This is a genomic window from uncultured Paracoccus sp. (assembly GCF_945915435.1).
Lineage (GTDB): Bacteria > Pseudomonadota > Alphaproteobacteria > Rhodobacterales > Rhodobacteraceae > Paracoccus.
Window position 1 is genome coordinate 73,595 of the sequence record NZ_CAMEFG010000007.1, and the last position, 11,762, is coordinate 85,356.

Below are 11,762 nucleotides of genomic sequence, written 5' to 3' on the forward strand. Positions count from 1 at the left end.
CCCATGTTCTACCGTCTCTCGGGCACCTATCACACGACCTACGAATCGGACCGCAAGCTGTGGAAGATCCCGGCGGACCGCTGGCAGGTGATCGCGGTCCTCGTGCTGGCCGTGGCCGCGCCGTTCCTCGTCTCGCCGCTGTACCTGGGCAGCTATGTCCTGCCCTGGGTGATCTGGTCGGCGGCGGCCCTGTCGCTGACGCTGCTGATGGGTATGGCCGGGCAGTTGCATTTCGGCTTTGCGGCGGTGATGGCGATCGGGGCCTATTCCTCGATCCACCTCGTCCGCTTCGGCGTCCCGTTCGAGATCGCGCTGATCCTGTCGGGGCTGATCGCCGCCGGCATCGGCACGGTCTTCGGCGCCGCCGCCCTGCGGGTCAAGGGGCTGTATCTGGTCATGGCCACGCTGGCGATGCAATATCTGGTCGATTGGGTCGTGGTGAACGTGCCCGCCATTTCCGGCGGCGCCCATGCGACGTTGCGCACGCCTGCCGTCAGCTTCCTGTTCGTGGATGTCAGCAGCCTTGCCTCGCGCTACTGGCTGGCGCTTGGCTGGGCGGTGTTGCTGACGCTGTTCTTCCTGAACGTCAAGCGCACCAGCTTTGGCCGCGCGCTGGTGGCGATCCGCGACAAGGATTTCGCCGCCGCGGTGATCGGGGTCGATCCGTTCCGCACCAAGATGATGGCCTTCTTCACCTCATCCTTCATGGGGGGCGTGACGGGGGCGATCCTGGCCTATTGCTACTATCGCGCGGTGACGCCCGAGCAGTTCGGCTTCGACGTGTCGATCCAGCTTGTGGCGATGGTGCTGGTCGGCGGGCTGGGGTCGGTCATCGGGTCCTACCTGGGCGCGGGCTTCGTGCTGCTGGCGCCGATCTTCCTGACCAACTTCATCGCCGGGATGGCGGGCGCGGGCTGGATCCCGGTCAGCCAGAACTTCCTGTCGCACCTGCCGCTGATCATCTACGGCGCCATGATCATCGGTTTCCTGCTGTTCGAGCCGCTTGGCCTTGCCAAGATCTACGACAACATCCGCAAATATTTCCTGGTCTGGCCTTTCCGCCACGCCAAAAGCTGACCTTTGAGGGGAGGAACGCAACAATGGGAGGACAACACATGAACCGGATACGCAAGACCGCGCTGTCGGCGGTGCTGGCGGCGGGGGCCTCGTTCGGGCTGGCCGCGCCGATGCAGGCGGAAGAGATCAAGTTCGGCCTGCTTCAGGACTTCACGGCGGTCTATACCTTCGTGACCGGCGAATACAACCAGGGCCAGCGCGACTACCTGACCCTGATCAACGAGGAAGGCGGCGTCGAGGGCCATACCTTCACCGCCATCGTGCGCGACACCGGCAACCAGCCGCAGCGCGGGATCGAGGCCTACAACCGCGCGAAAGAGGAAGGCGCGATCCTGTTCGACTTCCTGTCCACCCCGGTTTCCGCCGCGATCCTGGATCAGGCCAATGCCGACCAGCGCGTGGTCATCACGCCCGCGCATGGCCGCGGCGACGCATCCGACGGGACGGTCTTTCCCTATATCTTCCCGGCAATGGCCACCTATTGGGCGCAGGCCGCGAACCTGATCGACCATATCAAGCAGCATGACGGCGGGCTGGACGGCAAGAAGATCGCCATCGTCCATATCGACAGCCCCTTTGGGCGCGAACCCCTGCCGATCCTGGATGAACTGGCCGGTCAGGAAGGTTTCGAATACCGCGCCTTTCCCTATGCCAGCCCCGGCAACGAACAGTCGGCGGCGTGGTCCGAGGTGCGCCGCTATCGGCCCGATCACGTCCTGATCTGGGGCGCGGGCGGCGGCCAGGCCGTTTCCGTGCGCACCGCGATCCAGAACGGCATCGCGCCCGAGCAGATCTATTCCGTGATCTGGCTGGCCGAAACCGACGCGGCCAATGTCGGTCCGCAGATGACCGGCGTGAAGCGGTTCGAGGCGAGCGCCTCGGGCACCGATCACCCGATCATCCAGCGCATCCAGGAAAAGGTGATCGAACCGGGCAAGGGCGCGGGCGATGCCGCCAATGTCGGCACCAGCTATTACAACCTGGGCGTGGCCACGATGGCGATCTCGGTCGAGGCGGCACGGCTTGCGCTGGAGGACGGCGGCCCCCTGACCGGCGAGACGCTGAAAGCCGGTTTCGAAAGGGTCGCGGACTATGACGCCGAGGGGCTGATGCCCGCCGTCACCTTCAGCGAGCAGGATCACCAGGGCGGCGGCGCGGGCCGCGTCTCGCAATGGGACGGCTCGGCCTGGGTGCCGGTGTCCGACTGGCATGCCGCATTCCCCGAGATCGTGCGCGCCGAGATCGAGGAATCCGCCGCCCATTACGGTTCGGGGAACTGACGCCATGTCTGCGCTGACGCTCGAAAACGTCGAGGTGATCTACGACAAGGTGTTCCTCGCCATCAAGGGCGTCTCGCTTGAGGTCGGCAAGGGGGAAATGGTCGCGCTTCTCGGCTCGAACGGGGCGGGCAAGTCGACGACGCTCAAGGCGATCTCGGGGCTGCTCGGCCCCGAGAGGGGGCTGGTCACGCGCGGCGACGTCACCTGGGACGGGCAGTCGCTGCTGGGACGCGGGGCGCCCGAACGGGTCGCCTCGGGGCTGGTGCATGTGCTGGAGGGGCGGCGCATCTTCGGCCACCTGACGCCCGACGAAAACCTGATTGCCGCCTGGCGCGGCGGCAATTCGGGACGCTTCAACGAATTGCGCGACCAGGTCTATACCTACTTCCCGCGCCTGAAGGAACGGATCAAGTCCAAGGCGGGCTACCTGTCGGGGGGCGAGCAGCAGATGCTGGCCATCGGCCGCGCGCTGATGACCGAGCCGCGCCTGATCATGCTGGACGAACCCTCGCTGGGCCTGTCGCCGCTGCTGGTGCAGGAGATCTTCGGCATCATCCAGGAAATCAACGCGCGCGAACACCTGTCCGTCCTGCTGGTCGAGCAGAACGCGGCGGCGACGCTGGATATCGTCAGCCGCGCCTATCTGATCGAGAACGGCCAGATCGTGATGTCCGGCTCGGCCGAGGTGCTGAAGGCCAACCCGGACGTGCAGGACTTCTACCTTGGCGGGGCGGGCAAGGTCGATTACCGCAACGTCAAGCATTACCGCCGCCGCAAGCGCTGGCTGGCCTGAGGGGGCTTTACATGAGCGAATTCTTCGACGCCGACGAAACCCGCCCGGCGGCCATCCGCGAAGCGGCGCAGCTTGACGCGCTGAATGCGCAGATCGCGCGGATGCGTGCCGACCAGCCATATTGGGCCGAACGGCTGGGGCCGGGGCCGCTGGCCAGCCTGCGCGACCTGGCCGCCCTGCCGGTGCTGCGCAAATCCGACCTGACCCGGATGCAGGCCGAATCCGCGCCCTTTGGCGGGCTGAACGGCGGGCCGGTGGCGGGGCTGCGGCGGCTGTTCATCTCGCCCGGCCCGATCTACGACCCCGAGGGGCGCGGGACCGACTGGTGGGGTTCGGCCCGCGCGCTTTACGCGGCGGGCGTGCGCCGGGGGGATGTGGTGCTGAACACGTTTTCCTATCACCTGACGCCCGCCGCCTTCATCTTTGAAGGCGGTGCCGAGGCGATCGGCTGCCCGGTCATTCCCGCCGGTCCCGGCAATACCGCCGACCAGCTTGTGGCGATCGCCCATTACCGTCCGCGCGTCTATGTCGGTGTGCCGGATTTCCTGAAGATCCTGCTGGACAAGGCGGATGAGACGGGGGCCGACCGTTCGTCCTTGCAGGTGGGCATGGTGACGGGCGCGGCGCTGCCCGAAAGCCTGCGCGACGAGCTTGCGGGCCGTGGCGTGGCGGTGCGCCAATGCTATGGCACCGCCGACCTGGGCATCGTCGCCCATGAGGACGGCGGGCCGGGCATGGTCCTGGGCGAAAACACCATCGTCGAGATCCTGCGCCCCGGCACCGGCGATCCCGTGCCCGAGGGCGAGGTGGGCGAGATCGTCGTGACCCGCCTCAGCTCCGACTATCCGCTGCTGCGTTTTGCGACGGGCGACATGTCGGCGATCCTGCCTGCCTCGGGCGGGCGCACCAACCGCCGGATCAAGGGCTGGATGGGCCGCGCCGACCAGGCCGCCAAGGTCAAGGGCATGTTCGTGCGCCCCGAACAGATCGCCGCCGTCGCCCGCGCCGTTCCCGGCTGCGGCCGGTTGCGGCTGGAAGTCAGCCGCGACGGCCAGCAGGACCGGATGGAGTTGCTGGCCGAACATGACGACGGCTCGGTCCAGGCCGAACTGGCCGCCCGGCTGGCCGAGATCACTCGGCTGAAGGGTTCCGTCCGCGTCGTCGCCCCCGGCAGCCTGCCCAATGACGGCAAGGTCATCGCGGACCTGCGCCCGGCATAGGCGTATTTCGGCTGATCCGGGTCCGCCCGCCCGCCGGGACGGCGGCGATCTGCTGACCCTGCCCATGAACGGCCCGAAGGGGCGGCAAATTGCCGCCGCCGCCATTTTGCGCCCGCCGCCCTTTCCGGCATGATCGCAGGCGGGATCGCGTGAAACGGGGGTGACGATGTGCCGGTTCGGATCAGGATGGGCGGGACATGACCAGGGTGGCGCGCGCGGGTTGGCTGGGTCGATCACGGGACCGGGCGCATGATGCGCGTGGCCATCCTGCTTTGCACCCATCGCAAGGCGGCGCTGGCGCAGACCATCGCCTCGCTTGCCGATCAGGCGGTGCGGGGGGCCGAGCTGCGCCTGATCGTTGCCGATAACGACGAAACCGAGGCCGCCCGCCCCGCCATCCTGCGCGCGGGCGATGCCTTGCCCTTCGCGCTGGACTATATCCACGCCCCGGCGGGCAATATCGCGATCGCGCGCAACGCCTGCCTTGATGCGGCAGGGGACGCCGACTGGATCGCCACCATCGGCGCGGGCCATATCGCGCCCAGGGGCTGGCTGGCGGGGATGCTGGGCGCGGCACGGATCGGCGCGGCGGATTGCGTATTCGGCCCGGTCCGCGCGCTTTACCCCCCGCAGGCGCCCCGCTGGATGCGCGAGTTGCAGCCCCATTCCCTGCCCTATGACAAGCGCACGCGCCCGCCTTGCGGTTGCGCGGGCAATGCGTTGCTGCGCTGGCGGGGCAGGCCCTGGCAGGGGCGGCGCTTCGATCCCGCGCTGGGCCGCATGGGCGGCGAGGACGCGGATTTCTTTCGCAGCATCAGCGGCATGGGCGCGCGCATGACCATCGCCAGGGGGGCCGAGGTCGCCGACCCCGTCACCCCCCACCGCCTGCGCCCCGAATGGCTGGCCGAGCGCAGCTATCGCGCCGGTCAGGCCCGCGTCCTGGAGGCGCAGCGCGGGCTGTCGCGCGCCGGGCTGCTGGGCTGGGCGGCGCTGAGGGCGGGCGGTTGCGCCGCCATGCAGGCCATCGGGTCGCAGGATGAATCGCGGCGCAACTTCTGGTTCCTGCAAGGCCAGATCTATCGTGGCATCTGCGCCGAATTGCTGGGCCGCCCCCATCCCGCCCCGGATCGCGAGACCGGACAGGGCTGATTCCCCGCGGGCCAAAGGCCCCGGCGCGGCGCGCATGGGCAAAAACAGCCGGCCAACCGCATCAGGACGGTTCAAAGCGCCGCGACGATGCTGTAGACCTTGCCCCCGAACCGCAATCCGCCAGGGGGCGGGGGCGAAAACAGGGGGCCGGGGGCGAAAGTGACCATCCTGATCGACGGCATCGCCTATGGGATGGTGCTTTTCATCCTTTCGGTCGGGCTTTCGGTGACGATGGGGCTGATGAATTTCATCAACCTCGCGCATGGGGCCTTTGCGCTGGTCGGGGGCTATGTCACCACCCTTCTGATGAACCGCGCGGGCGTGCCTTTCCTGGCGACCCTGCCGCTGGCCTTCCTGCTGGCGGCGGTGGTGGGCGCGCTGGCCGAGCGGCTGCTTTATTCTCGGCTTTACGGGCGCAGCCACCTGGACCAGGTGCTGTTTTCCATCGGGCTGGTGCTGATGGCGGTGGCGGGGGCCGACTATCTGGTCGGTCCGCAGCCCCAGCATATCACCTTGCCCGCGTGGTTGCAGGGCCGGGTCGAGTTCGGGGGGCTGGCCCTTGGCCGCTATCGGCTGTTCCTGATCGTGGTCGGGCTGGCGCTGGTGGCGGGGCTGCAACTGGTCCTGTCGCGGACGCGCTTCGGCAGCCTTCTGCGCGCCTCGGTGGACGACCGGCGGGTGGCGCGGGGGCTGGGGGTCGATGTCGGGCGGATCTTCACCGCGACATTCGCCGTCGGGTCGGGCCTTGCCGGGCTGGGCGGCGCGCTGTCGGTCGAGATCCTGGGGGTCGAGCCGGGCTTTCCCTTCCGCTTCATGGTCTATTTCCTGATCGTCGTCACGCTGGGGGGCACGCGCGGGCTGACCGGCCCGCTGGTCGCGGCGCTGCTGATCGGCGTGGCCGATGTGGCGGGCAAATACTACATCCCGCAGGTGGGCGCCTTCCTGATCTATGCGCTGATGATCGTCATGCTGATCCTGCGCCCGAACGGCATCCTTGCAAGAGGCACGAGATGACCGCGACCCCGCAGACCCGCACCCGCGCCCTGCTGGGCCGCTCGCGCCGCTGGCACTGGGCCGAGTGGCTGTTCTGGGCCGCGGCCTTCGCCAGCTTCTTCTTGCTGCCCGACCATCACCTGCTGCTGACCGAGATCGCAATCCTGGCGCTGTTCGCGCTGTCGCTGGACCTGATCCTGGGTCATGCGGGGATCGTCTCGCTGGGACATGGGGCGTTCTTCGGGCTGGGGGCCTATGTCGCGGGGCTGGCGGCGATCCACTGGACGGCGGATCCGCTTGCCGGGCTGGCGCTGGCGGCGCTGGCGGCGGGGGCGCTCGGGCTGGTCAGCGCGCCCTTGCTGCTGATCCGGGCCAATGACCTGACGCGGCTGATGGTGACGCTGGGCATCGCCATGCTGCTATACGAGGCCGCCAACCGCATGGCCTGGCTGACCGGCGGCGCCGATGGCCTGCCGGGCGTGCTGATCGACCCGATCCTGGGCCGGTTCGAGTTCGACCTGTTCGGGCGCACCGGCCACGCCTATGCGCTGGCCGTGCTGTTCGTGCTGTTCCTGGCGGCGCGGCGGGTCGTCACCTCGCCCTTCGGCCTGTCCTTGCAGGCGATCCGCGAAAACCCGCTGCGCGCGGCCAGCATCGGTGTACCGGTCGGCTGGCGCTTGGCCGCGATCTATGCCTTCGCGGCGGTCTATGCGGGGATCGCGGGCGCGCTGCTGACCCAGACCACGATGTTCGTGTCGCTGGACGTGGCGGGGTTCCACCGCTCGGCCGATGTGCTGCTGGTGCTGGTGCTGGGCGGCGTCGGCTATCTTTACGGCGGGCTGGTCGGCGCCATCCTGTTCAAGCTGCTGCACGAGGCGCTTTCGACCCTAACCCCGCAATACTGGCAGTTCTGGATCGGGCTGATCCTTGTCGCGATCGTCCTTGCCGCCCCGCGCCGCCTGATCGCCCGGTTGCGCGAAAGGGGACAGCGATGACCCCCGCGCTGGAGATCCGGGGCCTGCGCAAGAGCTTTGGCGGCGTGGCCGCCACGCGCGACGTGTCGCTGGTGTTGCCGCGCGGGGGGCGGCTGGCGCTGATCGGGCCGAACGGGGCGGGCAAGACGACGCTGGTGAACCAGTTGACCGGCATCCTGCGCCCCGACGCGGGCCGGGTCCTGCTTGGGGGGCAGGACATTACCCGCATGGCCCCCGCAGCCCGTGCGCGGCTGGGGCTGGGGCGAACGTTCCAGATCAACCAGCTTTTCGCCTCGATGACCCCCGCCGAGGCGCTGGCGCTGGCCATATCCGAACGCCGGCGCGAGGGCTGGCGCTTCTGGCGGGGCATGGGCGGGCGCGACGATATCGCCGCCGAGGTGGCGCGGATCGCGCAGGACTTCGGCCTTGCGGATCACCTCGACCAGCCCTCGGGCGCGCTGTCCTATGGCCGCCAGCGCCTGCTCGAGCTGGCCATCGCGCTGGCCGGGCAGCCCCGGCTGCTGCTGCTGGACGAACCCGCCGCGGGTGTGCCGGAACACGAAAGGCGCGACATCCTGGACAGCCTGGCCGCCCTGCCGCGCGATGTCTCGATCATCCTGGTGGAACACGACATGGACCTGGTCTTTTCCTTCGCCGACCGGATCGCGGTCATGGTCGATGGCGCGGTCTTTGCCGAGGGGCCGCCGCAGGCGATCCTGGACGACCCCCGCGTGCGCGCGGTCTATCTGGGGCAGGGTGCGGATGGCTGATCTGCTGGAACTGGACGGGCTGACCAGCGGCCACGGCGCCGCCGTCGTCATCCGCGAGCTGTCCCTGCGCCTTGCCCCCGGCGAGAGGCTGGCCGTCCTTGGCCGCAACGGCGTGGGCAAGACGACGCTTCTGGACAGCATCATCGGCGTGACGCGGCACATGGGTGGGCGCGTCCTTTTCGGGGGCCGCGACATCACCCGCCTGCCGCCCGAACGCCGCGCCCGCGCGGGCATCGGCTGGGTGCCGCAGGAACGGCGCATCTTCCCCTCGCTGAGCGTGCAGGAAAACCTGACCACCACGGCGCGCCCCGGCGAATGGGACCTCGCGCGCGTCTACCGCATGTTTCCGGCGCTGGAGTCGCGCCGCCGCAACATGGGCAACCAGCTTTCGGGGGGCGAGCAGCAGATGCTGGCCATCGGCCGCGCCCTGATGCTGAACCCGCGCCTGCTGCTGCTGGACGAGCCGTCCGAGGGGCTGGCCCCGATCATCGTCGAGGGGCTGCTGGACGCCCTTGCCCGCATCGCCGAAAGCGGCATCGCCATGATCGTGGTCGAGCAGCACGCCCGCAAGATCCTGTCCGCCACCGACCGCGCCATCGTGCTGGATCGCGGGCGGATCGTGCATCGGGCCGCAAGCCGCCATCTGCTGGCCGAACCCGATACGCTGGCGCGCTACCTCGGCGTGGCCGCTCAGCCCGGTTTGCCGGGGTCGCGGACGGAGTCGTAGGTCTCGAATTCCGTGTTCCACAACTGGCCGTCGATCTTTTCCACGCGGCGCATGTAGATGTTCTGCACGATGTCGCGGGTTTCGGGGTCGATGCCGATGGGGCCGCGCGGGCTTTCCCATTCCATCCCGCGCACCGCATCGGTGAAGGCCGGGCCGGATGCGTCGCCGCCGGTCTTGCGCAGCCCCTCATACAGCATGTGCATCGCGTCATAGGCGGCGACCGCGATGAAGCTGGGCCGCACCCCGCGCGAACGGCGCATGTATTCGGCAACGAAGCGGCGGTTCAACTCGCTGTCATGCGAGGCCGAGTAATGGAACCCCGTGACCATGCCGATGGCGGCGTCGCCCATTTCCGGCAGGACCAGATCGTCGGTGGTCGATCCGTCCGCGATCAACTGGATGCCCGCCTTGTCCAGCCCGCGTTCCACGAACTGGCGCAGAAGCGGCGTGCCAAGCCCGGTCGGGACAAAGACGAACAGCGCCTGAGGCGCGCGGTCGGCCACACGTTGCAAAAAGGGCGCGAATTCGGGGTTTTGCAGCGGCACGCGCAGGGATTCGACGATCTCGCCCCCGGCGGCGGTGAAATCGGCGGTGAATGTGCGCTCGGCGTCCAGCCCCGGCCCATAGTCGGTGACCAGCGTGGCCGCGCGCGTGATCCCCTGCGCGGTGACCCATTTCGCGATCTGCGAGGTCACCTGCGGCGTCGTATAGCTGAGCCGCACGATATAGGGCGATTGCTCCGTCACCGCCGAGGTCGCGGCGACCAGCACGAGCTGCGGCACCCGCGCCCGCGCGGACAGGGGACCGACGGCCATCGCCAGCGGCGTCAGGCCGAAGCCCGCCAGGACCTCGACCCCCTGCCGGGTGATCATCTCTTGCGCGATGCGTTTCGAGGTGTCGGCCACGCCCCCGTCGTCGGCCAGCGTGATCTGGACCTGGCGGCCCGCGACGCTGTCGCCATGTTCGTCCAGATACATCCGCGTGCCGATGTCCATCTGCTGGCCATAGGTCGCGAAGGGACCTGTCATCGGCACGATCAGCCCCAGTTTCAGCACCCCGTCCTGCGCCCCGTCCTGCGCCATACCCGGACGGACGGCTGAAAGCAGCGTCATCGCCGTGGCGCCTGCCAGAATCTCGCGTCTTTTCATTGTCCCTGCCTTTCGCTTGCCCCCGACGGGCCATAACGCAAAGGGCTGGATTAACCAACGGTTAACTCTGTCCTCGTCATTATGGGAGTGGTGCGGTTATATGCACGTTATGTGTCTGTGATTCCCTGTTTGTGTTCGAGTCGTGTTGATGATTTCTGTTTTTCTTGGCCTTGCGGTTGCCGGTTTCGCGCTGGATTTCGTGTCGGGCAGCCACACGAACCGCGTCCATGACGACGAGGACGGCGGGCGCGAACCCGGACCGGACATCCCCCAGACCCCGGACCCCGGCACCCCCGGACCCGCAGCGCCGGATGAGGCTGTTGCGGGGGTCCTGCTTGAAGGTTCTTCGGACGGCGACTGGCTGGCGGGGGGCAAGGGCGACGACACCTTGATCGGGCATGAAGGCGACGACGACCTGATCGGCGGGCTTGGCGACGACACGCTGATGGGGGGCGATGGCAACGACTGGCTGCACGGCGACCTGGACTATGGGCCGGGCGGGGACGACCTGCTGATCGGCGGGCGCGGCCATGACATGCTGGCGGGCGATGGCGGCAACGACACCCTGCTGGGCGGCCCGGGCGACGATACCCTGTTCGGGGGCGAGGGCGACGATCTGCTGCGCGGCGGGCCGGGCACCGACTGGCTGGCGGGCGGGGCGGGCAACGATACGCTGATGGCCGGGCGGGGCGGGGGCGATCTGTCGGGCGGCGAGGGCGACGACCTGCTGATCGGCTCGCGCGATGCGTCCCGCACGTTTCTGCATGGCGATGCGGGCGACGATACGCTGGTCCCCCACGGCGGTGATTTCGCCGAAGGGGGCGCGGGCGCGGACCTGTTCATCCTGCGCGGCGATCCCGGTCCCCTTGCCCCGATCATCGCCGATTACGATCCTGACGCCGACCGGATCGCGTTGCGCATCGACCTGGCGCCGGGCGAGCCTGCGCCGCGAATCGCCCTGGCCCGCGACGATGAGGGCATGACCCTGATCCTTGTCGACGGCATCGCCTATGGTCGCGTGATGGGCGGCGGGCTGGCGGTCGAGGACCTCGATATCCGCCTGCGCCACCTGTCCTGACGGCGGTTTCCGGGCTTTTGCCCAAGAATCCCTTTGCCTTCCGCCCCGAACCGCCCTATATGCGCCCGATCCGCGGGCATCGCCTTGCGGAAACGGACCTGCGCTGGACGACATCCCGGCCTGTGCCCGAAACCCCTCGTTTCTGAAAGGAGAACCCGATGTCGATCACCGTCGAGGAAAAGAACCGCCTTATCAGCGAATACGCAACCAAGCCCGGTGACACCGGCTCGCCCGAAGTGCAGGTCGCCATCCTGTCCTCGCGCATTGCGACGCTGACCGAGCATTTCAAGACGCACAAGAAAGACAACCACTCGCGCCGTGGTCTGCTGATGATGGTCGCACAGCGCCGCAAGATGCTGGACTATGTCAAGTCGCGCGACCAAGCGCGCTATACCGCGCTGATCGGCCGTCTGGGCCTGCGCCGCTAAGCACGGCGAGGGTTGAAGGACAAACGCCCGCGGCCCCGCGCCGCGGGCGTTTTCCGTTGCGCGGGGCAGATTCCGTTGCGCGGGGCAGATTCCGTTGCGCGGGGCAGATTCCGTTGCGCGGGGCA

The 11,762-nt window shown here is 68.4% G+C and carries 12 protein-coding genes; 11 read left to right on the top strand and 1 reads right to left on the bottom strand.

From position 1 onward, the window contains the following. The first annotated feature begins 3 nt into the window (after positions 1-3). From Q0O97_RS04190 to Q0O97_RS04230, 9 genes are all read left to right on the top strand, one after another. Positions 4-1,077, top strand: a complete 1,074-nt coding sequence (locus Q0O97_RS04190; RefSeq protein WP_294925297.1) for a branched-chain amino acid ABC transporter permease — start codon at positions 4-6, stop codon at positions 1,075-1,077. Between the two features lie 38 nt (positions 1,078-1,115). Then, positions 1,116-2,357 (top strand): ABC transporter substrate-binding protein, encoded by a 1,242-nt coding sequence (locus Q0O97_RS04195; RefSeq protein WP_294925300.1) that lies wholly within the window; start codon positions 1,116-1,118, stop codon positions 2,355-2,357. A gap of 4 nt (positions 2,358-2,361) precedes the next feature. Continuing rightward, positions 2,362-3,150 carry an ABC transporter ATP-binding protein gene (locus tag Q0O97_RS04200; RefSeq protein WP_294925303.1) on the top strand — a complete coding sequence of 263 codons (789 nt, stop codon included), beginning with the start codon at positions 2,362-2,364 and terminating at the stop codon, positions 3,148-3,150. Positions 3,151-3,161: 11 nt separating this feature from the next. Then, positions 3,162-4,370, top strand: coding sequence for an AMP-binding protein (locus Q0O97_RS04205; RefSeq protein WP_294925306.1), 1,209 nt, complete (start codon positions 3,162-3,164; stop codon positions 4,368-4,370). A gap of 249 nt (positions 4,371-4,619) precedes the next feature. Next, entirely contained in the window at positions 4,620-5,519 is a 900-nt protein-coding gene (locus Q0O97_RS04210; RefSeq protein ID WP_294925309.1) for a glycosyltransferase, read from the top strand. 159 nt (positions 5,520-5,678) lie between these two features. Next, a complete protein-coding gene (locus tag Q0O97_RS04215; protein WP_294925313.1) occupies positions 5,679-6,533 on the top strand; it encodes a branched-chain amino acid ABC transporter permease in 855 nt (284 codons plus the stop codon). Further along, complete coding sequence (locus Q0O97_RS04220; protein WP_294925316.1) at positions 6,530-7,507, top strand: branched-chain amino acid ABC transporter permease; 978 nt, start codon at positions 6,530-6,532, stop codon at positions 7,505-7,507. The genes Q0O97_RS04215 and Q0O97_RS04220 overlap by 4 nt, the downstream gene beginning before the upstream one ends. Next, on the top strand, positions 7,504-8,256 hold the full coding sequence (locus Q0O97_RS04225; RefSeq protein WP_294925319.1) for an ABC transporter ATP-binding protein: 753 nt from the start codon (positions 7,504-7,506) through the stop codon (positions 8,254-8,256). Before Q0O97_RS04220 ends, Q0O97_RS04225 begins: the two co-directional genes overlap by 4 nt. Continuing rightward, entirely contained in the window at positions 8,249-8,983 is a 735-nt protein-coding gene (locus tag Q0O97_RS04230) for an ABC transporter ATP-binding protein (protein ID WP_294925322.1), read from the top strand. Before Q0O97_RS04225 ends, Q0O97_RS04230 begins: the two co-directional genes overlap by 8 nt. Here the strand turns inward: Q0O97_RS04230 and Q0O97_RS04235 are convergent. After that, entirely contained in the window at positions 8,947-10,131 is a 1,185-nt protein-coding gene (locus tag Q0O97_RS04235; protein WP_294925325.1) for an ABC transporter substrate-binding protein, read from the bottom strand. The genes Q0O97_RS04230 and Q0O97_RS04235 overlap by 37 nt on opposite strands. A gap of 148 nt (positions 10,132-10,279) precedes the next feature. Here Q0O97_RS04235 and Q0O97_RS04240 point away from each other — a divergent pair, with 148 nt between their 5' ends. Both Q0O97_RS04240 and rpsO read left to right on the top strand, forming a co-directional pair. After that, on the top strand, positions 10,280-11,209 hold the full coding sequence (locus tag Q0O97_RS04240; RefSeq protein WP_294925327.1) for a calcium-binding protein: 930 nt from the start codon (positions 10,280-10,282) through the stop codon (positions 11,207-11,209). Positions 11,210-11,367: 158 nt separating this feature from the next. Further along, positions 11,368-11,637, top strand: coding sequence for a 30S ribosomal protein S15 (rpsO, locus tag Q0O97_RS04245; protein WP_294925330.1), 270 nt, complete (start codon positions 11,368-11,370; stop codon positions 11,635-11,637). The last annotated feature ends 125 nt before the right edge of the window (positions 11,638-11,762 follow it).

Coding starts and splice junctions, on each gene's coding strand:
- Q0O97_RS04190 (WP_294925297.1), top strand. CDS start 4: ATGTTCTACCGTCTCTCGGGCACCTATCACACGACCTACGAATCGGAC.
- Q0O97_RS04195 (WP_294925300.1), top strand. CDS start 1,116: ATGAACCGGATACGCAAGACCGCGCTGTCGGCGGTGCTGGCGGCGGGG.
- Q0O97_RS04200 (WP_294925303.1), top strand. CDS start 2,362: ATGTCTGCGCTGACGCTCGAAAACGTCGAGGTGATCTACGACAAGGTG.
- Q0O97_RS04205 (WP_294925306.1), top strand. CDS start 3,162: ATGAGCGAATTCTTCGACGCCGACGAAACCCGCCCGGCGGCCATCCGC.
- Q0O97_RS04210 (WP_294925309.1), top strand. CDS start 4,620: ATGATGCGCGTGGCCATCCTGCTTTGCACCCATCGCAAGGCGGCGCTG.
- Q0O97_RS04220 (WP_294925316.1), top strand. CDS start 6,530: ATGACCGCGACCCCGCAGACCCGCACCCGCGCCCTGCTGGGCCGCTCG.
- Q0O97_RS04225 (WP_294925319.1), top strand. CDS start 7,504: ATGACCCCCGCGCTGGAGATCCGGGGCCTGCGCAAGAGCTTTGGCGGC.
- Q0O97_RS04230 (WP_294925322.1), top strand. CDS start 8,249: ATGGCTGATCTGCTGGAACTGGACGGGCTGACCAGCGGCCACGGCGCC.
- Q0O97_RS04235 (WP_294925325.1), bottom strand. CDS start 10,131: ATGAAAAGACGCGAGATTCTGGCAGGCGCCACGGCGATGACGCTGCTT.
- Q0O97_RS04240 (WP_294925327.1), top strand. CDS start 10,280: ATGATTTCTGTTTTTCTTGGCCTTGCGGTTGCCGGTTTCGCGCTGGAT.
- rpsO (WP_294925330.1), top strand. CDS start 11,368: ATGTCGATCACCGTCGAGGAAAAGAACCGCCTTATCAGCGAATACGCA.